At 67.7% G+C, this 19,161-nt stretch carries 17 protein-coding genes and 1 riboswitch; of the genes, 10 read left to right on the top strand and 7 right to left on the bottom strand.

Annotation, left to right across the window (positions count from 1 at the left end; translation table 11 throughout):
- Nucleotides 1-3 precede the first annotated feature (3 nt).
- The 6 genes from BST42_RS10595 (at nucleotide 4) to BST42_RS10570 (ending at nucleotide 8,192) form a co-directional block, all read left to right on the top strand.
- Complete coding sequence (locus BST42_RS10595; protein ID WP_083118542.1) at nucleotides 4-1,215, top strand: acetyl-CoA C-acetyltransferase; 1,212 nt, start codon at nucleotides 4-6, stop codon at nucleotides 1,213-1,215.
- Nucleotides 1,216-1,224: 9 nt separating this feature from the next.
- Nucleotides 1,225-3,360, top strand: a complete 2,136-nt coding sequence (locus BST42_RS10590) for a 3-hydroxyacyl-CoA dehydrogenase NAD-binding domain-containing protein (RefSeq protein WP_083118541.1) — start codon at nucleotides 1,225-1,227, stop codon at nucleotides 3,358-3,360.
- A 94-nt stretch (nucleotides 3,361-3,454) separates the two neighbouring features.
- Nucleotides 3,455-4,951, top strand: a complete 1,497-nt coding sequence (locus BST42_RS10585) for an ANL family adenylate-forming protein (RefSeq protein ID WP_083118540.1) — start codon at nucleotides 3,455-3,457, stop codon at nucleotides 4,949-4,951.
- Between the two features lie 570 nt (nucleotides 4,952-5,521).
- Complete coding sequence (locus tag BST42_RS10580) at nucleotides 5,522-6,511, top strand: LLM class F420-dependent oxidoreductase (RefSeq protein ID WP_083118539.1); 990 nt, start codon at nucleotides 5,522-5,524, stop codon at nucleotides 6,509-6,511.
- A gap of 110 nt (nucleotides 6,512-6,621) precedes the next feature.
- Nucleotides 6,622-7,041 carry a Zn-ribbon domain-containing OB-fold protein gene (locus BST42_RS10575; RefSeq protein WP_083118538.1) on the top strand — a complete coding sequence of 140 codons (420 nt, stop codon included), beginning with the start codon at nucleotides 6,622-6,624 and terminating at the stop codon, nucleotides 7,039-7,041.
- 5 nt (nucleotides 7,042-7,046) lie between these two features.
- Nucleotides 7,047-8,192: a thiolase family protein gene (locus BST42_RS10570; RefSeq protein ID WP_083118537.1), complete on the top strand. Its 1,146-nt coding sequence runs from the start codon at nucleotides 7,047-7,049 to the stop codon at nucleotides 8,190-8,192.
- On the opposite strand, the gene BST42_RS10565 is transcribed toward BST42_RS10570, so the two are convergent.
- The 3 genes from BST42_RS10565 to BST42_RS10555 form a co-directional block, all read right to left on the bottom strand.
- Entirely contained in the window at nucleotides 8,189-9,919 is a 1,731-nt protein-coding gene (locus BST42_RS10565; RefSeq protein ID WP_165760829.1) for a PE-PPE domain-containing protein, read from the bottom strand. The two genes, BST42_RS10570 and BST42_RS10565, sit on opposite strands and share 4 nt — an antisense overlap.
- 160 nt (nucleotides 9,920-10,079) lie before the next feature.
- Nucleotides 10,080-11,729, bottom strand: coding sequence for a DNA repair helicase XPB (locus BST42_RS10560; RefSeq protein WP_083118535.1), 1,650 nt, complete (start codon nucleotides 11,727-11,729; stop codon nucleotides 10,080-10,082).
- A gap of 35 nt (nucleotides 11,730-11,764) precedes the next feature.
- Nucleotides 11,765-14,062 (bottom strand): helicase-associated domain-containing protein, encoded by a 2,298-nt coding sequence (locus BST42_RS10555; RefSeq protein ID WP_083118534.1) that lies wholly within the window; start codon nucleotides 14,060-14,062, stop codon nucleotides 11,765-11,767.
- A gap of 65 nt (nucleotides 14,063-14,127) precedes the next feature.
- On the opposite strand from BST42_RS10555, the gene BST42_RS10550 reads away from it, so the two are divergent.
- From BST42_RS10550 to BST42_RS10535, 4 genes are read left to right on the top strand one after another with little or no spacing between them, the layout of a single operon-like run.
- Complete coding sequence (locus BST42_RS10550) at nucleotides 14,128-14,310, top strand: hypothetical protein (protein WP_036341358.1); 183 nt, start codon at nucleotides 14,128-14,130, stop codon at nucleotides 14,308-14,310.
- Between the two features lie 3 nt (nucleotides 14,311-14,313).
- Complete coding sequence (moaC, locus tag BST42_RS10545; RefSeq protein ID WP_083118533.1) at nucleotides 14,314-14,802, top strand: cyclic pyranopterin monophosphate synthase MoaC; 489 nt, start codon at nucleotides 14,314-14,316, stop codon at nucleotides 14,800-14,802.
- On the top strand, nucleotides 14,799-15,275 hold the full coding sequence (locus tag BST42_RS10540) for a MogA/MoaB family molybdenum cofactor biosynthesis protein (RefSeq protein ID WP_083118532.1): 477 nt from the start codon (nucleotides 14,799-14,801) through the stop codon (nucleotides 15,273-15,275). Before moaC ends, BST42_RS10540 begins: the two co-directional genes overlap by 4 nt.
- Nucleotides 15,275-15,700, top strand: coding sequence for a molybdenum cofactor biosynthesis protein MoaE (locus BST42_RS10535; protein ID WP_083118531.1), 426 nt, complete (start codon nucleotides 15,275-15,277; stop codon nucleotides 15,698-15,700). Before BST42_RS10540 ends, BST42_RS10535 begins: the two co-directional genes overlap by 1 nt.
- Nucleotides 15,701-15,704: 4 nt before the next feature.
- Here BST42_RS10535 and BST42_RS10530 read toward each other — a convergent pair whose 3' ends face one another.
- The 4 genes from BST42_RS10530 to BST42_RS10515 form a co-directional block, all read right to left on the bottom strand.
- A complete protein-coding gene (locus BST42_RS10530) occupies nucleotides 15,705-16,871 on the bottom strand; it encodes a transglycosylase family protein (protein ID WP_083118530.1) in 1,167 nt (388 codons plus the stop codon).
- Between the two features lie 11 nt (nucleotides 16,872-16,882).
- Nucleotides 16,883-17,064, bottom strand: a riboswitch (cyclic di-AMP (ydaO/yuaA leader).
- A 245-nt stretch (nucleotides 17,065-17,309) separates the two neighbouring features.
- A complete protein-coding gene (locus BST42_RS10525) occupies nucleotides 17,310-17,570 on the bottom strand; it encodes a MoaD/ThiS family protein (RefSeq protein ID WP_083118529.1) in 261 nt (86 codons plus the stop codon).
- A 1-nt stretch (nucleotide 17,571) separates the two neighbouring features.
- The gene (gene moaA, locus BST42_RS10520; protein WP_083118528.1) at nucleotides 17,572-18,636 is read right to left on the bottom strand and encodes a GTP 3',8-cyclase MoaA; all 1,065 of its coding nucleotides are present in this window, start codon (nucleotides 18,634-18,636) and stop codon (nucleotides 17,572-17,574) included.
- The gene (locus BST42_RS10515; protein ID WP_083118527.1) at nucleotides 18,633-19,025 is read right to left on the bottom strand and encodes a YccF domain-containing protein; all 393 of its coding nucleotides are present in this window, start codon (nucleotides 19,023-19,025) and stop codon (nucleotides 18,633-18,635) included. The genes moaA and BST42_RS10515 overlap by 4 nt, the downstream gene beginning before the upstream one ends.
- Nucleotides 19,026-19,161 lie beyond the last annotated feature (136 nt).

Below are 19,161 nucleotides of genomic sequence, written 5' to 3'. Positions count from 1 at the left end.
CACATGTCCGAAGAAGCCTTCATCTACGAGGCCATCCGAACCCCGCGCGGTAAGCAGCGCGGCGGATCGCTCAACGAAGTCAAGCCACTGAACCTCGTGGTCGGCCTGATCGAGGAACTGCGCTCGCGCTTCCCCGACCTCGACGAGAACCTGATCAGCGACGTCATCCTGGGCTGCGTGTCCCCGGTCGGCGACCAGGGCGCCGACATCGCCCGCACCGCGGTGATCGCGGCAGGCATGCCCGACACCGTCGGTGGCGTCCAGCTGAACCGCTTCTGCGCATCCGGTCTGGAAGCCGTCAACACCGCAGCGCAGAAGGTCCGCTCCGGCTGGGACGACATGGTCCTCGCCGGTGGCGTCGAGTCGATGAGCCGCGTCCCGATGGGCTCCGACGGCGGTGCGATGTTCACCGACCCGGCCACCGTGTTCGACAACTACATCGTGCCGCAGGGCATCGGCGCCGACCTGATCGCCACGATCGAGGGTTTCTCCCGTGAGGACGTCGACGCCTACGCCGCGCAGTCCCAGGAGCGCGCCGCCGCGGCCTGGTCGGGCGGCTACTTCGCCAAGTCCGTGGTCCCGGTCAAGGACCAGAACGGCCTGCTGATCCTCGACCACGACGAGCACATGCGCCCCGGCACCACCGTGGAGGGCCTCGGCAAGCTCAAGTCCGCATTCGAGGGACTGGCCGCGATGGCCGGCTTCGACGACGTGGCGCTGCAGAAGTACCACTGGGTCGAGAAGATCAACCACGTCCACACCGGCGGCAACAGCTCCGGCATCGTCGACGGCGCCGCTCTGGTGCTCATCGGCAGCGAAGCCGCGGGCAAGTCTCAGGGCCTGACCCCGCGGGCGCGCATCGTGGCCACCGCCACCAGCGGTTCGGACGCGACGATCATGCTGACCGGCCCCACGCCGGCCACCCGCAAGGTGCTCGACCGTGCCGGCCTGACCGTCGACGACATCGACCTGTTCGAGCTCAACGAGGCCTTCGCGTCGGTGGTGCTGAAGTTCCAGAAGGACCTGAACATCCCGAGCGAGAAGCTCAACGTCAACGGTGGCGCGATCGCGATGGGCCACCCGCTTGGTGCCACCGGCGCCATGATCACCGGCACCATGGTCGACGAGCTCGAGCGTCGCGGCGCCAAGCGCGCGCTCATCACGCTGTGCATCGGCGGCGGCATGGGTGTCGCCACCATCATCGAGAGGGTTTAAGGAAAAGTCATGGCAGAGAACACGATTGCGTGGGACAAGGATGCCGACGGCATCGTCACGCTGACGATGGACGACCCGACCGGTTCGGCCAACGTGATGAACGAGCACTACAAAGAGTCCATGCACACGGCGGTAGAACGCCTGGTTGCCGAGAAGGATTCGATCACCGGTGTGGTCATCACCAGCGGCAAGAAGACCTTCTTCGCCGGTGGCGACCTCAAGAGCATGATCACCGCCGGTCCGGAGAACGCCGGTGAGATCTTCGCCGAGGTCGAGGACATCAAGCGCGACCTGCGCGCCCTGGAGACCCTCGGCAAGCCGGTCGTCGCCGCGATCAACGGCGCCGCCCTCGGCGGTGGCCTGGAGATCGCGCTGGCCTGCCACCACCGGATTGTGGCTGACGTCAAGGGCGTTCAGATCGGTCTGCCCGAGGTCACCCTGGGCCTGCTGCCCGGTGGCGGCGGCGTCACCCGCGTGACCCGGATGCTCGGTATCCAGAACGGCTTCGTCAACGTATTGAGCCAGGGCACCCGGTTCAAGCCGGCCGCTGCCAAGGACAACGGCCTGGTGGACGAACTCGTCGGCAGCGTCGAGGAATTGGTGCCCGCCGCCAAGGCATGGATAAAGGCAAACCCCGAATCGCACACCCAGCCGTGGGATGCCAAGGGCTACAAGATGCCCGGCGGCACCCCGGCCAGCCCGTCGCTGGCGGCGATCCTGCCGTCGTTCCCGTCGCTGCTGCGCAAGCAGCTCAAGGGCGCGCCGATGCCGGCGCCGCGGGCCATCCTGGCCGCCGCCGTCGAAGGCGCGCAGGTGGACTTCGACACCGCCAGCCGCATCGAGAGCCGGTACTTCACCGAGCTGGTCACCGGGCCGATCGCCAAGAACATGATCCAGGCGTTCTTCTTCGACCTGCAGGCCATCAACTCCGGTGGATCGCGGCCCGACGGCATCGGCAAGACCCCGATCACCAAGATCGGTGTGCTCGGTGCGGGCATGATGGGCGCCGGTATCGCCTACGTGTCGGCCAAGGCCGGCTTCGATGTGGTCCTCAAGGACGTCACGCTCGAAGCGGCCCAGAAGGGCAAGGGTTACTCCGAGAAGTTGGAGGCCAAGGCCCTTGAGCGGGGCAAGACCACCCAGGAACGGTCCGACGCCCTGCTGGGCCGGATCACCCCGACGGCCGACGCCGCCGACTTCAAGGGCGTCGACTTCGTCATCGAGGCGGTCTTCGAGTCGGTCGAGCTGAAGCACAAGGTGTTCCAGGAGATCGAGGACATCGTCGAGCCCAACGCGCTGCTGGGCTCGAACACCTCGACGCTGCCGATCACCGAACTCGCGACCGGGGTGAAGCGCCAGGACGACTTCATCGGCATTCACTTCTTCTCCCCGGTCGACAAGATGCCGCTGGTGGAGATCATCAAGGGCGAGAAGACATCTGACGAAGCGCTGGCCCGGGTGTTCGACTACACGCTGGCCATCGGGAAGACCCCGATCGTGGTCAACGACAGCCGCGGCTTCTACACCAGCCGGGTCATCGGCACCTTCGTCAACGAAGCGCTGGCGATGCTCGGCGAGGGTGTGGAGCCCGCGTCGATCGAGCATGCGGGCACCCAGGCCGGCTACCCGGCCCCGCCGCTGCAGCTGTCCGACGAGCTCAACCTCGAACTGATGCACAAGATCGCTCTCGCCACTCGCAAGGGCGTCGAGGACGCCGGCGGCACCTACGAGCCGCACCCGGCGGAGGCCGTTGTCGAGAAGATGATCGAACTCGGCCGTCCCTCAAGGCTTTCCGGTGCCGGATTCTACGAATACGTCGACGGCAAGCGCACCCAGTTGTGGCCGGGGCTGCGGGAAACCTTCTCCTCGGGCACTTCGACGCCGCCGCTGCAGGACATGATCGACCGGATGCTGTTCGCCGAGGCGCTGGAAACCCAGAAGTGCTTCGACGAGGGCGTGATCACGACGACGGCCGACGCCAACATCGGCTCGATCATGGGCATCGGCTTCCCGCCGTGGACCGGTGGCGCCGCACAGCTGATCGTCGGCTACCCGCACGGCGGTAAGGCCGGGTTCGTGGCGCGCGCCAAGGAACTGGCGGAGAAGTACGGCGAGCGGTTCAACCCGCCGGCGTCGCTGCTGTAACTGTTCCATCGCGACCAGACGCAAAGGTCCCCGAAACCTCGGTGTTTCGGGGACTTTTGCGTCTGGTCGGCAGGCGACCGTTAGCGTGGGGCGCGTGAGCGAGGGCGCCGCAACGATCAGCAGCAAGCTGGCCGCCAGCCTGGCAGGCTACGGCGGCGCGCCGTGCATCGAGTTCAACGGTCGCTGGTACACCGGTGACGAGATCGCTGCCTATGCCCGTGCCATCGACGATGCCTTGGCGCGGGCGGGAGTCGCGGCCGGCGCGACTGTGGCAGTGGTGGCCCGCAACCGCCCGCCCCATGCGGCGGCCGTGATCGGATTGCTCGGCGGCGGGCGGTGGGTGCCGATGATCTATTCGTTCCAGTCGGCCGAGGCGATCGGGCGGGACATCGAACAGCTGGAGCCTGCCGCGGTCGTCGCCGACCGGGAGGACTGGACCGAGCCGGTGATCGCCGCCGCCCGGCGCGCAGGCACCGCCGGTATCGCGGTGTCACTGTCGTCGCCCGCTGTGGAGCTTGTGGCTGGACTCGAGCGGGTGGCACCGCGGCTGAGCTCATCGGGCCGGGACGGGTCGACCGGTCTGCAGGTGCTCACCAGCGGCACCACCGGACCGCCCAAACGGCACCCGATCTCGGCGTCGGTGCTGGAACACACCGTGTCCAGCGTGGCGATCACCGGTGCCTCCGCCGACGAGCCACCTGAGCTGATGTACTGGCCGCTCGGCGGGATAGGCGGGGTGTGCCAGCTGATCACCGGTGCCTACCTCGGCAAGCGGATTGCTCTTCTGGAGAAGTTCAGCGTCGCCGACTGGGTGAGGGTGGTGAAGACCTACGGCATCCGGCGCTGCGGTCTGCAGCCGGCCGCGGTACGCATGCTTCTGGACGCCGACCTGCCGAGCGAGGACCTCGCCTCGCTCGACTACGTCATCAGCGCCGCGGGACCGCTGGATCCCGAGACCCGTGACGCGTTCGAGCAGAGGTACGGCGTGCCCGTCCTGCTGGCTTATGGCGCAACCGAATTCGCCGGATCGGTGTGCACCTGGACGCCCGATCTCTATCGGGAGTTCGGCGCAGCCAAGCGTGCAAGCTCGGGTCGGGTGATGCCCAACACCGAGGTCCGCATCATCGATCCGAACGGAGACAGTGAGGTGCCGACCGGCGAACAGGGTGTCCTGGAAGCCAAGATCGCGTCCATGGATCCGGACTGGATCCGCACCAACGACCTGGCGTCGGTCGACGCCGACGGGTTCATCACCCTGCACGGCCGCGCCGACGGGGCGATCAATCGCGGCGGCTTCAAGGTCCTGCCGGAGACCGTTCGCCGAGTCCTCGTGGGCCACCCGTCGGTGCGCGACGCCGCGGTCGTCGGCGTTCCCGATCCCCGGCTCGGCGAGGTGCCGTTCGCGGCGGTGGAGACGGTTCCCGGCGCCCCAGCACCCGACCCGGCTGACCTGCTGGCTCTGGTCCGCGGTGCGCTGCCCAAACATCATGTGCCCGTCGAGGTGGTTGTCGTCGCCGAGCTTCCGCGCAACCACTCGCTCAAAGTTTCGCTTCCTGACATAGCCGCGATGTACTCCGGCGGTGCGGGGTAGGCGGGGTCCGATCCGGAGCATTGCCGGCACGCACGTCAGTGTGCCAACCGCTGTCGCGCCGGGCGGTTCCCCTCGCGGGCACTCCGCGGCGAGATTGCAAATCCGCTACCTCAACTTTCCGATAAGTGTGACCTCGGATAAATGTGCAGCGCCGTCAGTTAGAGCAAATTCCGGTGCGTTCGGTCATATGCCAACTCGTGACCTCAGTTGCTGAGCGAATTGCCCTATTCGGCACTTGGCGCACCATTTGCCGCGAGACCTGTTTCGATAGTGCGTGCCTGATCTGGTGGTATGTCCAAAGTGGATAGCGGGTCAACTGTTCGCGCTGCATTTGCCTGCGTGATCAAGATTTTTTGCTGAATTCCATCGTCTCAGCTTGCTCTCAGCTAGTTTTTGCGGTGTGATGGGCATTACGCCAGGGGAATGAGGAGGCAAGGGGGAGCATTGGCCCCTCCCGTATGGGAGGGGCCGATTGCCGTCCAGGGGTCTTAACTCTTCCGGAGTAGAGGCACTCCCGGATGCCCTGACGGCACCCTGGTCGGGTGACGCGCTCGTCCGTAGAGTCGGGCCATGCGCTTCGGACTGTTCATCCCGCAGGGCTGGCGACTGGATCTGGCCGGCATTCCCACTGAAAAGCACTGGCAGGTAATGCGTGATCTGGCTGATCACGCCGATGCGGGTCCATGGGATTCGCTCTGGGTCTACGACCACTTCCATACCGTGCCGATCCCGACCGATGAGGCCACCCACGAGGCGTGGACGCTGATGGCGGCGTACGCGGCGACCACCTCCCGGATCAAGCTCGGCCAGATGTGCACGGCGATGAGCTATCGCAACCCCGCCTACCTGGCCAAGGTCGCCGCCACCACCGACATCATCTCCGGCGGCCGCGTGCAGATGGGCATCGGTGGCGGCTGGTATGAGCACGAGTGGCGTGCGTACGGGTACGGCTTCCCCTCCGCGGGCGTGCGGTTGGCCCGACTCGACGAGGGCGTCCAGATCATGCGGGACGCCTGGCGCGACGGCAAGGTGAGCTTCGGCGGTAAGCACTATCAGGTGGACGCGGCCATTGTTGCCCCGAAGCCGTTGCAGGAGAACGGGATTCCGCTGTGGATCGCCGGTGGCGGTGAGAAGGTGACGCTCAAGATCGCGGCCAAGTACGCGCAGTACACCAACTTCACGTCCGAGCCCGACGGGTTCGCGCACAAGTCGCAGGTGCTCGCCGAGCACTGCCGCGAGGTCGGCACGGATTTCGACGCCATCGTCCGCTCGGCCAACGTCAACGCGATCCTCGGCACCTCGGCCGACGACGTCGCGGCGCGGGTGCAGCGGGTTCGCGAGCGGCTGGCCGGGGTCTGCGGTGATGCGGCCGCCGACGCAATGATGACGACGGTCAATGCGCCGGGTTCGGCGGCGGGCACGCCCGAGCAGGTCATCAAGAGCCTGACGGCGCTGCGAGAACTGGGCTGCGAGTACGTCATCTGCTACTTCCCCGAGGCGGCCTACGACCGATCCGGCATCGAACTGTTCGAGCGTGAGGTGATGCCCGCGCTCACATGAGCCCGCGCCAGTCCGAGAAGGGCGTGCACTCAGATGAGAATGCGGTTTCCATTCGTGGCCAACAGTGTTGTACGATCCGGCTACCGATTTGGACTACGAAGGATGCCGCTATGCAAAAGGCCCTGGCGCCCGAAATCTCCACTTGGCCCGCTGACAACCCGCAGCTGATCGGCAGTGAATGTGCCAGCTGTTCGGCCGTGGTCTTTCCCAGCCAGGACCGGTGCCCGCGGTGCAGCGCGGGCGGCATGAACGAGGTCATGCTGCCGCGGCGCGGCACCCTGGTCGCCTGGACCACGCAGGGCTTCCCGCCCGGCGCGCCCTATATCGGCCCCACCGGCAAGGATTTCGTGCCGTTCGGTGTCGGCCTGGTGCAACTCGAGGATGTGGTGCGCGTCGAGGGTCGGCTCACCGAGAACGACCCGGAGAAGCTGAAGTGGGGCATGGACGTTGAGCTCACGATGATCCCGTTCGCGACCGACGCCGACGGCAACGAGGTCGTCACGTTCGCCTTCGCACCCGTGGAGGCGTGAGCGGCATGAGCAATGACGTTGCGATCATCGGCGTCGGCCTGCATCCGTTCGGCCGGTTCGACAAGACCGCCATGCAGATGGGTGCCGAGGCGATCGAGCTGGCACTGCAGGACTCAGGTGCGCAGTGGAAGGACATCCAGTTCGGTTTCGGCGGCAGCTACGAGGTGTCCAATCCCGACGCGGTGACGCGCCTGGTCGGCCTGACCGGCATCACGTTCACCAACGTCTTCAATGCCTGTGCCACCGCGGCTAGCGCGATCCAGCAGACCGCGGACACCATCCGGCTCGGCAAGTACGACATCGGCATCGCGGTGGGCCTGGACAAGCACCCGCGCGGCGCGTTCACCGACGACCCGGCCAAGCTGGCGCTGCCGCAGTGGTATGCCGAGAACGGGCAGTTCGTCACCACAAAGTTCTTCGGTATCAAGGCCAACCGATACATCCACGATCACGGCATCTCCGAGGAGACGCTGGCGCGGGTGGCCAACAAGAACTTCCGCAACGGCGTGCTGAACCCGAATGCCTTCCGCCGCAAGGAGATCTCCGTGGAGGAGATCATGGCGTCGCCGGTACTGAATTACCCGCTGCGGCAGTACATGTTCTGTGCTCCCGACGAGGGCGCCGCTGCGGTCATCATGTGCCGCGCCGACATCGCGCACCGATTCACCGACAAGCCGGTCTACGTGCGCGCCAGTGAGATTCGTACCCGGACCTTCGGCGCATACGAGGTTCACGGCACCTCGGCCCCGCTCGACGAGGACGTGTCGCCGACCGTCTATGCCGCCAAGGCGGCCTATGAGGAGGCCGGGATCGGTCCCGAGGACATCGACATCGCGCAGCTGCAGGACACCGATGCCGGTGCCGAGATCATCCACATGGCCGAGACCGGTCTGTGCGCCGACGGCGAGCAGGAGAAGCTGCTGGCCGACGGGGCCACCGAGATCCACGGCTCGCTGCCGATCAACACCGATGGTGGCCTGATCGCCAACGGGGAGCCGATCGGTGCCTCCGGTCTGCGGCAGATGCACGAGCTGGTGCGCCAGCTGCGTGGCGAGGCCGGCGAACGTCAGGTGCCGGGCAACCCACGGGTGGGCTTGGCGCAGGTGTACGGCGCGCCCGGAACCGCCTCGGCGACAATACTTTCGCTTTAGACGTTGGTCTCCTGACCCAGGATTCCTTGGACGGCCTGGATCAGGACGAGCACCTCGATCAGGCCTGCCGTGGTGACCAACCCGGTGGCGGCCGCGATCGGAAGTCCGATCGCGTTGACCAGCCCGTTGATCACGTCGCCGGACAGCGCCTGCTGTATTCCATCGAGGAACAGGGTGATTCCGTACGCGGGCAGCATCGTGACGATGGCGTTGGCGATATCGGCCGTCGGCAGTGCCGCCGCGTACAGTGCCGCAGCGGAATTGGAAATGGTGTAGGCGATGTCGGTGATCACCGTCTGCAGGGTGGCGATGACGCCCGCGGGGGTGGGCAGCACCGGTGCCGGTCCGAGGGTCGGCGGCTTCAGCGCCGCGAGTTCCTGCCACATCACCCCGCCCGGGCTGACGTCAGCGGCGAAGGCGTGCAGGCCCTGCCCGATGCCGGCGACGAACAGGTTGGCCACCTGGCCCCAGTCGACATCGGGGATGAAGCCGAAGGTGGTCTGCTGATTGGCGAATCCGTTGGTGGACCAACCGTATTGCGGATCACCGTAGCCAAGGTTCACGATCACCTTCAGCGCGGGCTGCAACAGATCGGCCACCGGGGTGCCGATCACGGGCAGTAGGCGCAGCGGTTCGAGCAGCGGCAGATCTGCGGTCGGGATGATGTAGTACTTCTGGGTGGGGTCGGTGGTCGGCAGCGCAATGGCTGAATTCACCTGCTGGGAGGTCAGGTCCGCGTACTTGGTGTGCACGAAGATGATGCCCAGCCCGGCGTTGAGCACCGACAGGACATTGAGCGGGTAGCGCGGGAAGTCGGCGAACCCGTCGTACTCTAAGGTGTAATTCGTTGTGGGGAAGGCATTTTCCGGTGTAGCGCCATAAAACGGCAGGCCGAGGCTGGGCAGGTTCAACCCCGGGAAGCGGGAGAGCATGCCGCCGTTGGGGTTCATCTCATTGCCGACCAAGACAAAGTCGACCGGTGTGCCCGGCGGTAGCTGACTCATGATCAGTGATGAGATGATCGCGCTCTGGGAGTAACCGAACACCGTGGCGGTGTTGCCCGCGGCGACCTGTTCGGCGATTGACGCGGCCAGAATCTGAATGCCCTGCTGCACTGACACATTCAGTGGCAGGCTCTTCACCCCGGTGATCGGGTACAAGCCTTCGGGGGTGTCCAGCTGGAAGGGAATGGATCCCGGGTATGACGGCGCGATGTAGAGATTGAAGACGCTGCTGATGTAGCTCGGCTTGGGGATCGGAACACCGCTGGGTCCCATGATCACGGCGGTGTTCTGCGCGGCCGAGGCCTGTACCAGGGCTTCCGGCGCCAACGACGTCGCCGCGGCTGGGCGGGCCGAGATGCCGGTGTCGCGACGGCTGTAGGCCAGCGCCGCCAGCTCCAACGGCGAATCGGCAGGCGGTGTCTGCGGAACCGAGGGGTCCGACTGCGCCGTTGGCGTCGCCGTGGCGGCGGGCACCGAGGTGATCGATTGGGCACGCACTGTCGAAGCCGGCCGTGACCTCCCCGATGCCGCCTTCGGGGCGCTGTGCTTGGCCGGGCCCGCAGTGGCCTGACTGGACCCCGACCGGGCGGAACCGGCGTGAGCCGAGGAGCCGCCCGAGTCGGTACCGTCCGCCCAGGCTGTGGCGCCGCCGAACGCCGCGGCACCCACTCCCAGCGCAACCGCCAGCCCGCCAACCCGACCGATGAAGCCCGCTGCGCGCACGCTGTACCCCTTTTTCGTCACCCGACCACGTGTCTTTGGCGAAGACTAGCCCGTTGCCGTGACGTTCGCTGTCACATTCGTTTCGCGATCGTAGCGCGCAGGTCAACGGGCAACGGTTTGTTGCTGCCGGGGGCGGCGGGCAACGTTTGGTGAAGCGCTGTCAGAGGGCCGGGCCGAGCAGGTCGTCGGCGTCCTTGATGATGTAGCCGTAGCCCTGTTCGGCCAGGAACCGCTGCCGGTGCGCGGCGTACTCGGCATCGAGGCTGTCGCGGGAGACCACGGAGTAGAACACCGCCCCACCGCCGTCGTGCTTGGGTCGGAGCAGCCGGCCCAGCCGCTGGGCCTCTTCCTGGCGTGAGCCGAAGGTTCCCGAAACCTGAACGGCCACGGAAGCTTCCGGCAGGTCGATGGAAAAGTTCGCCACTTTCGAGACAACCAGCGTCTTGACCTCACCGCGGCGGAAGGCATCGAACAGCTCTTCGCGCTCGGCGTTCTTCGTCGAACCCTGGATCACGGGGGCGCCCAACTCGGTGCCGAGCTCGTCGAGCTGATCCAGGTAGGCGCCGATCACCAACGTCGGCTCATTGGGATGCTTGGCGAGAATCGACTTCACCACCGCGATCTTGGAGTGCGCGGTCGAGCAGAGCTTGTAGCGCTCGTCCGGTTCGGCGACCGCGTACAACATCCGCTCGTTGTCGGTCATCGTCACGCGCACTTCGATGCACTCCGCGGGGGCGATCCAGCCCTGAGCCTCGATGTCCTTCCACGGTGCGTCATACCGCTTGGGACCGATCAGGCTGAACACGTCGCCCTCGCGGCCGTCCTCGCGGATCAGGGTCGCCGTCAGCCCCAACCGCCGGCGGGACTGCAGGTCGGCCGTCATCCGGAACACCGGTGCGGGCAGCAGGTGGACCTCGTCGTAGATGATCAGGCCCCAGTCCCGGCTGTCGAACAGCTCGAGATGCTTGTACTCGCCCTTGGTGCGGCGGGTGATCACCTGATACGTGGCGATGGTGACCGGCCGGATCTCCTTGCGCTCACCGGAGTACTCGCCGATCTCCTCCTCGGTCAGTGACGTCCGCGCGATCAGCTCACGCTTCCACTGCCGGCCCGCAACGGTGTTGGTGACCAGGATCAACGTCGTCGCACCGGCTTTGGCCATCGCCGCTGCGCCCACAAGTGTCTTGCCCGCGCCACACGGCAGGACAACCACACCCGAGCCGCCGTCCCAGAACGAATCGGCGGCCATCTGCTGGTAGTCGCGGAGTTCCCAACCGTCCTGGTCGAGGTCGATCGGGTGGGCCTCGCCGTCGACGTAGCCGGCCAGGTCCTCGGCCGGCCAGCCGATCTTGAGCAGCATCTGCTTGATCCGGCCGCGCTCACTGGGATGGACGATCACGGTGTCGTCGTCGATCCGCGCGCCGAGCATCGGATTGATCTTCTTGTTGCGCAACACCTCTTCGAGCACCGCCCGGTCGAGGCTGACCAGAGTCAGGCCGTGTGCGGGGTGCTTCACCAGCTGCAGCCGGCCGTACCGGGCCATCGTGTCGACGATGTCCACCAGCAACGGCTGCGGCACGGCGTAACGCGAGAAGCTGACCAGCGCGTCGACGACCTGCTCGGCGTCATGGCCGGCAGCTCGGGCGTTCCACAACGCCAGCGGGGTGATGCGGTAGGTGTGGATGTGCTCAGGGGCGCGTTCGAGCTCCGCGAACGGGGCGATCGCAGACCGGGCCGCACCCGCAAGCTCGTGGTCGACTTCGAGTAGCACGGTCTTGTCGGACTGCACGATCAACGGGCCTTCGGTCATGCCAGGCCCATGTGTTCACAACTCATAACGCTCCATTATCCAGCGTCGGCCGACATCACCGACGTCACGCGATGCACCGCGAACTCCCGCGGGCGGCCCTGAGCGGGATCCCAGGCCATCAGCTGACCGCCGCTGACGGTGAGCGGCCGTACTACCCGCTGGGTGGCGACCCCGGCCGCGTCGACATAACCGATCACCACGTCTTTTTGTTCCATGGCCGCCTGCTGCAGCAGGGCCATCGACACCGCCGGATCCAGGCGGACGTTGGCGAACGGGGTGGTCGAATTTACGCGTCGCAACACTGCCACCACCGAGGCCAGGGTGTCCGTGCTCGGCCTGGGCAACGTGCGGAACGGTCGACGGTGTTGGGGTGTGGACACCCGTGCACCGCGCTGCCGGAGATCGACGATCGCCCCCGAGGAATCCTCGGCGGCCGGTGCGAAGCCCGCCGCGCGCAGCGCCGCGAGCACGTCACCGATCGGCGCCTGTGACACCGCCACCGTGGGTGCAAGCAGCCGCACCTCCAGATGTTCCAGAGCAGGTGCGGCCACCGCGTGGGCGAGCAGCGTGGGGTCCTCGCAGCGCAGGAACGACGACGCCATCCCGACGCGCAGCTGGCCGTGCCGACGGGCGACATCGTTGATCAGATACGTCAAGCCTTGCGGGACAGGTGTTTTGGAGTGCCGCTCGAAGAAGGTGTGAAGACCGCCCGCGGTGCGTCCGGTGTCCAGGGCGTGCCGGATCGAGGCTTCGCTGACCCGGTACACCATGGCGGCACCAGCCGATTCCACCGCGGCCACCGCCGCCAGTTCGTCGGCCAGGTCACGCTGCAGCGGTCCGGGCACCACGACGGTGAGGTCGGCCTGCACCAGGAAGTGGTCGATCGGTGCGGGCAGCGCCTTGCCCATCGCGTCGATCGCGGCGTCCTCGTCGCCGTCGAGCAGCACCCGCCCCGGGGTGCTCAGGGCGCCGCGGCCGATCAGTCCCACCGCGTGGGCTTCGTCGAGCAGGTGTGCGACCGGTTCAGGCTGCAACCGGGCGGCCCACCGCGGCCGGCGCCAGATCAGCGCACGTGAGGCGTGCTGCGCATCCACGCCTGCGCCGGGCGGCAGCTCGGCGAGCAGTTCCAGCAGCAGGCGCCGATCCAGCGGGGCGGCCGTCGAATACAACGAATCAGACAGTGCGGCATAGGGTTTGCCGTCAGGGCCGCGGCTGCCGATCAGGCCTGGGCGCGACGGCAATTCCAGCCAGCTGCTGGCCAGCAGATACCAGCGGGCGGCGGTGGGCGTCTCCATGAATCGGTCCGCGGCCACCGTCGGCGTCCAGTAGGGGCTCGCGCCGTCCTGGGGTTCGGGGTCGGGTGTGCCACTGGCGATCAAGCCTGCCGCCGAGCTGATCTCGAGGACCAGCCCGAGGCGCTGTTCGTCGATACCGGTGAGCTTGCTCAGCCGCTTGGCTTCACGCACCCCCAGGCCGCCGCTGCGCAGCTCGGGAACCGGTGCGGCAGAGAGAGATTCGATGACCAGTTCGATCTCGCGGATCAGGTCCAGGACGGCACCGGCCGCGGCGGAGTCGACGTCGGCCACGGTGGTGGTGCCCGAGACCGGGTCGGGCGCCGTCAGGCTCACCGGGCCGGGTTCCTCGCCGCGCAGCACCTGACCGACCTGCCGCGGCAGGATCACCGTCTCGGCATCGAGTTGTCGGAGCAGTCCGGCCGCCAGCAGCCGCGGGACGGGCCGGTCGGCGGGTGCGCCCGGCGCGGCGTCGCGGGTACGGCCGACCGGGGAACCCATCAGCAGCCGGTCCAGCAGTTCGAGCTGGGGCTCGTCGAGGGCGTCGATCGCAGCAGAGATCTCCGCCGCCGACCGCGACGAGTCCTCTCCGATCGCCTGGCCGGGATACCAGGGCAGTCCCGCGGCCGCTTCGGCCGACACCCGCACCTCGCCCTCGCCCCACACCAGCGCGCGCTCACGTAGGTCGTCGAGCGCGGCCAGGATCGACTTCTCGTCGGCGCGCTCGCCGATGAGGGCGAGCAGCTTGGCCACCGGGGTTGCCGCGGTCTCGGCGTGCAGCACGATCAGGGCGTCGAGAACGGCGAGCCGCAGGTAGTCCAGCTCGTCGGTGGCGGCCTTGACCGATTGCCTTGCCACCGCGCGGGCGGCCAGCGCGGCGATGCTGCCGGGAGCCGGCTGGGCGAGATCCGGCCGCAGTTCCAGCAGGCGGATCAGCCGGTCGTCGGGCAGATCGGCCAGCCACGCGCCCAGCGGCACACCAGGGCTGTCTTCCCGGGTCGCTTCGCTCCTGCCCGCCGGCCGCCCGGACTGTGCACTCATTGTTGACCAGCGTAAAACAGCCGCCTGTGTGCACAAGCCGGGCCGTGAGATGACAGAATGTTGCCGTGGCTGAGAAGAAGACAAGGTATGTCGACAATGGCTGGCCGACCAGCGACCCCGACGACCACGCCGTGAGCGAGCTGGCCGCCGATCGGACCGGCGCGCTGTCCCCGTTCGGCGACATCACGTTCCCGTTGCCGGCCTCTGACCTGCCGTACCTGCACCCGGTCACCGTCGTCAACAAGTAACCGGTGACCGACGGACCGCAGCGCCGCCTCTCGCACCTCGACGAGCACGGTGCGGCGCACATGGTCGATGTCACCGACAAGGCCGCCACCACGCGCACCGCGGTGGCGGCCGGCTCTGTTCACACCACCGCCGAGGTCGTGGAGCTGATCACGGCAGGCGGGCTGCCCAAGGGTGACGCCCTCGCCACGGCGCGGGTGGCCGGCATCCTGGCTGCCAAACGCACGTCCGATCTGATTCCGCTGTGCCACCACCTCGCCTTGACCGGGGTCGACATCGAGTTCGCGATCGGTGACGCCGTCGTCGGCGTGACCGCGTCCGTGCGCACCACCGATCGCACCGGGGTCGAGATGGAGGCGCTGACCGCCGTGAGCGTCGCCGCCCTGACCCTCTACGACATGATCAAGGCCGTCGACCCGGGCGCGCGCATCGAGGACATCCGGGTGCTGCGCAAGGAGGGCGGTAAGACCGGCCTGTGGGTGCGCGAGCCATGACGCGCTCCGCACGGGTCGTGATCGCCTCCACCCGGGCGGCGACCGGTGTCTACGACGACCGGACCGGCCCGATCGTCGTCGCCTGGCTCGCCGAGCGCGGTTTCGACGTGCCCGAGGCACATGTGGTGGTCGACGGTAGCGCCGTCGGCGATGCGCTGCGCGCGGCGATCGACGCGGGGGCCGACGTCGTCATCACCTCCGGCGGCACCGGGATCTCGCCGACCGACGCCACCCCGGAGGCGACTCTCGGGGTTCTCGACTACCAGATCCCCGGTCTGGCCGACGCGATCCGCCGGTCCGGCCTGCCGACGGTGCCGACGTCGGTGCTGTCCCGTGGGGTGTGCGGCGTCGCGGGCCACACGCTGGTGATCAACCTGCCCGGCTCGACGGGCGGGGTGCGCGACGGCCTGTCGGTGCTCGCCGACGTGCTCGACCACGCGTTGGACCAACTGTCCGGAGGGGACCACCGCTGATGACACGCATTCTGCGGGCCGCGCTCGTCGAGGGCCCGATCTCGCTCACTGAGCACGAGGAGTTGGTCGCCGACGACGCCGCAGGCGCGGTGGTGGGTTTCTCCGGAATGGTGCGTAACCACGACGGCGGTCGAGACGTGGTGCGGCTGGAGTACTCCGCGCACCCGCTGGCTGAGCAGACCTTGTTCGAGGCGGTCGCCGAGGTGGCCGGAAAAGCCACCGGGGTGCGGGCGATCGCCGCCAGCCACCGGGTGGGCGTGCTGCACATCGGAGACGCCGCGCTGGTAGCCGCCGTCGCGGCCGACCACCGGCAGGCGGCGTTCGAGGCGTGCGCCTTGCTCGTCGATACCGTCAAAGAGCGGCTACCGGTGTGGAAGCACCAGTTTTTCGCCGACGGTACCGACGAGTGGGTGAACTCGGCGTGAGCGCTTACTGAGCCGGAGCCGGAGCCGGAGCGGGGGCAGCGGGAACCAGCGGCGCGTTCGGGTCGGCCGGAGCCGGCGCCTGCGCGTTCGGATCACCGGGCGGGGTGCCCATGCTCGGATCGTTGGTCACCGGGGTGTTCAGCGGACGCTGGGTCAGGGCCAGGAGCGCGTCGCCCTTGCTGACCTGCTGAGTCTGGATGGCGTGCCACAGTTCCTTGAGGTACGTGACATTCGGGCCTTCCTGCGGGCCTTCCGGCTGATCGCTGGTGCCGGGCGGCAGGTTCTCCGGGCTCGTCAGGTGCGGCATGCCGTCAGGCGGCTGTCCTGCCGGGCCGGCGGCCACCACGTCGGTGCCCGGTGCGGGCGCCGCGGCGGGATCGGCCGGGGCGGGTGCGGGCGCCGGCGGCAAGGTCGGCGGAACCGCGGGGTCGGCCGGAGCCTGCGGTACGAAGTGGATCGACGCCGCCTGGACGGTGACGGTCTGCTCGTCAGGGTTCGCGGGCGCTTCGGGGGCGGGTACCTGCAGGGCGGTGTCGATCACCGGCGCGGCCGCCGGAGGAGCGACGTCCTGAGCGGCAGGGACGACGTCCGGTTGCGGAGCAGGCGGCAGGTCGGCGGGTGCCGGGGGCAGGTCCTGCGGTGCCGGAGCGGGCGGCAGGTCCTGGGGGGCCGGCGGGAGGTCTTGCGGGGCTGGCGGGAGATCAGCCGGCGCATCCGGTGCCGGGGCGTCCGGAGCGGGCGCCTGGAAGCCGGCGGGCTGAATCTGCGCGTCTTCCGGAGTGGGCTCGTTCACCACATTGCGCGGGGTCGCACCCGACAGGCCGCGTCCGCACACCGGCCAGGCGCCGCGGCCCTGGCTGGCCAGGACGCGCTCGGCGATGGCGATCTGCTGGTCCTTGCTGGCCATGTTCGCGGCGGGGGCGTACTGACCGCCGCCGTGCGCTGACCACGTGCTGGGGGAGAACTGCAGGCCACCCTGGTAACCGTTGCCGGTGTTGATACCCCAGTTTCCGCCGGACTCACAACGGGCAACCTGATCCCATTCGGCATCCGGGGCCGCTTGGGCCTGGCTGGCGAAGGCGAGGCTGCCGCCTCCGATGACCGCACCGGTGACCGCGATCTTGGCGACGCTGACTGACGATGAAGTGGGCTTGCGATGCCGTCCACTCATATGGCGAAGTGTTCCTCTCTTCAATGCGCCTGCGAGGTCAGCTGTCGGGTTCGGGCTGGAGAGGTCGCCCGGCCGTGGTCGTCTCTGGTGGAAACGATTTCGGCTTCACCCCAAGGAGCTTTGTGGCTCCGAGTCCTATCGGTGGACCGGTGGGTCCCCCGCCTCCATCCATGGTGTTCGTTGGTCTCTCCGCTCCTTGGATGGAGCTCAGCGCTAAGAGCGAAGAGGGTCTGCCCGGGTTGAGGGGGCTGACCTTCGAGAGACGGTAATGGGATCGGCGAGACCCGTCATCTTTTGCAAATCCGGGCGTTTCTGGTACTGGCAAACCTTAAAAAAGGTTAAAGCGCCTAGACAGCCCGACGTTCCCCCAGGTAGTTCCGGCACTAAACCGCACCGTGGCCATCTCGTTACCTGATCGTGATGTGACGCAAATCACGCTCACCCGCCGGCAAACGGGGGTAACACGTCGAGCGTCTGCCCGGATTGCAGGGTCGTCGCCTTGTCTCGCACCGCGATGCCGTCGCGCAGATATGAACAGCGCTGTAACACCCTCGCTAATTCCGCGTTGCGACAAGCTAATTCGTCCACCAGGTCGGCGACGGTCGCGCCGCACGGCACGGTGAGGTGATCAGACTCGGTACCCGCTGCGGCGCGCGCCGCAGCGAAGAAACGCACAGTCACCTGTACCGATTCGGCCACTTCAGCCCCCGATCGCGCTCATCGGCCGTCGGGGCTGGACGAAATCCGGATCGTTGATGCCGTGGCCGGCCGCCTTGCGCCACATCGCGCCACGCCATGCCGCCTCCAGCACGGAATCGTCGGCGCCGTCGCGGAGCAGCGCCCGCAGATCGGTCTCCTCGGCGGCGAACAGGCAGTTACGGATCTGACCGTCCGCGGTCAGGCGGGTCCGGTCGCAGGCCGCGCAGAACGCATGCGAGACCGAGGCGATGATCCCGACCGTCGCCGGGCCACCGTTGACCTGCCAGAGCTGGGCCGGAGCCGACCCGCGCGGGGCCGGATCCGTGGTGAGGGTGAAGCGCTCGGCCAGTGCCGCGTAGATCTCGTCGGCGCTCAGGTTGGCGTCCCGACGCCACAGGTGGCCGGCGTCGAGCGGCATCTGCTCGATGATGCGCAATTGGTAGCCGTAGCGCAGGCAGTACTCCAACAGTTCGACGGCGTCGTCGAGGCCACTGACCGCGTCCAGTACCGCGTTGACCTTGACCGGTCCCAGGCCGGCCTCCGACGCGGCGGACAGGCCGTCAAGAACATCGGAGAGGCGGTCCCGCCGGGTGATGGCGGCGAACTGCGCGGCGTCGAGGCTGTCGAGCGACACGTTGACCCGATTCAGACCCGCATCGGCCAGTGCCCGGGCCCGACGGGCCAGGCCTATCCCGTTGGTGGTCAGTGCGATCTCGGGACGCGGGCGCAGCGCGGCCACGGTGGCCACCACGTCTTCGAGCCCGCGATACAACAGTGGCTCGCCACCGGTGAAGCGGACGCTGGTGATGCCGAGCCGGGTCACCGCCAGGGTGAGCAGCCGCACCAGCTCGTCGAGGGTCAGCAGGTCGTCGCCGGGTAGCCAGTCCAGTCCCTCGGCGGGCATGCAATAGGTACAGCGCAGATTGCACCGGTCGGTCAGCGACACCCGCAGGTCGGTGGCCACCCGGCCGAACGTGTCGACCAGCGGCCCGCTGCGCGGCATGTCCGCCGCAGGCGCGTCGTCGTCGCGGCGGATCGTAGGCACTCCCAGCCCGACGACGGTCATGCCGCCACCCGAGCATGATCGGCGGGCACGATCTCCTTGCCCAGCGGCACCAGGGAGACCGGGATGAGCTTGAGGTTGGCCAGGGCCAGCGGGATCCCGATGATCGTGATCGCCATCGCCACCGCGCTCACCAGGTGGCCGATCGCGAGCCACACGCCGAACAGCACGATCCAGATGACGTTGCCGACCAGCGCACCAGGCCGCGGGCCCGGCTTGTCGACGATGGTCCGCCCGAACGGCCACAGCGCATAGTTGGCGATCCGCAGCGCGGCGAAGCCGAACGGAATGGTGATGATCAGAACGAAACTGACCAGCGCGGCCAACAGATAGCCGAGGGCAAGCCAGAGCCCGCCGAACAGCAACCAGACGACGTTCAGGATCAGGCGCATGTCTCCTCCAGCGGTTTGCCCAGCCTACCGAACTAAACTCAGGTGCTGGCCGTAGGTCTTCCCGAGTAGGATCACCGGCACGCGTCCTGCACCGGCGGGACGCTTCGTCATGTTGTCATGGACCCCGTCAGACAAG

This window comes from Mycolicibacterium rhodesiae, from assembly GCF_002086695.1.
GTDB lineage: Bacteria > Actinomycetota > Actinomycetes > Mycobacteriales > Mycobacteriaceae > Mycobacterium > Mycobacterium rhodesiae.
Note: the sequence above shows the minus strand (reverse complement) of the source record. Positions and strands in the feature narration are given on the sequence as shown.

What these genes read in the sequence shown, in the direction of transcription:
- BST42_RS10590 (WP_083118541.1), top strand. Translation starts at nt 1,225, where the DNA reads ATGGCAGAGAACACGATTGCGTGGGACAAGGATGCCGACGGCATCGTC.
- BST42_RS10555 (WP_083118534.1), bottom strand. Translation starts at nt 14,062, where the DNA reads ATGAGTGCACAGTCCGGGCGGCCGGCGGGCAGGAGCGAAGCGACCCGG.
- BST42_RS10535 (WP_083118531.1), top strand. Translation starts at nt 15,275, where the DNA reads ATGACACGCATTCTGCGGGCCGCGCTCGTCGAGGGCCCGATCTCGCTC.
- BST42_RS10580 (WP_083118539.1), top strand. Translation starts at nt 5,522, where the DNA reads ATGCGCTTCGGACTGTTCATCCCGCAGGGCTGGCGACTGGATCTGGCC.
- BST42_RS10515 (WP_083118527.1), bottom strand. Translation starts at nt 19,025, where the DNA reads ATGCGCCTGATCCTGAACGTCGTCTGGTTGCTGTTCGGCGGGCTCTGG.
- BST42_RS10540 (WP_083118532.1), top strand. Translation starts at nt 14,799, where the DNA reads ATGACGCGCTCCGCACGGGTCGTGATCGCCTCCACCCGGGCGGCGACC.
- moaA (WP_083118528.1), bottom strand. Translation starts at nt 18,636, where the DNA reads ATGACCGTCGTCGGGCTGGGAGTGCCTACGATCCGCCGCGACGACGAC.
- BST42_RS10575 (WP_083118538.1), top strand. Translation starts at nt 6,622, where the DNA reads ATGCAAAAGGCCCTGGCGCCCGAAATCTCCACTTGGCCCGCTGACAAC.
- BST42_RS10595 (WP_083118542.1), top strand. Translation starts at nt 4, where the DNA reads ATGTCCGAAGAAGCCTTCATCTACGAGGCCATCCGAACCCCGCGCGGT.
- BST42_RS10530 (WP_083118530.1), bottom strand. Translation starts at nt 16,871, where the DNA reads ATGAGTGGACGGCATCGCAAGCCCACTTCATCGTCAGTCAGCGTCGCC.
- BST42_RS10560 (WP_083118535.1), bottom strand. Translation starts at nt 11,729, where the DNA reads ATGACCGAAGGCCCGTTGATCGTGCAGTCCGACAAGACCGTGCTACTC.
- BST42_RS10570 (WP_083118537.1), top strand. Translation starts at nt 7,047, where the DNA reads ATGAGCAATGACGTTGCGATCATCGGCGTCGGCCTGCATCCGTTCGGC.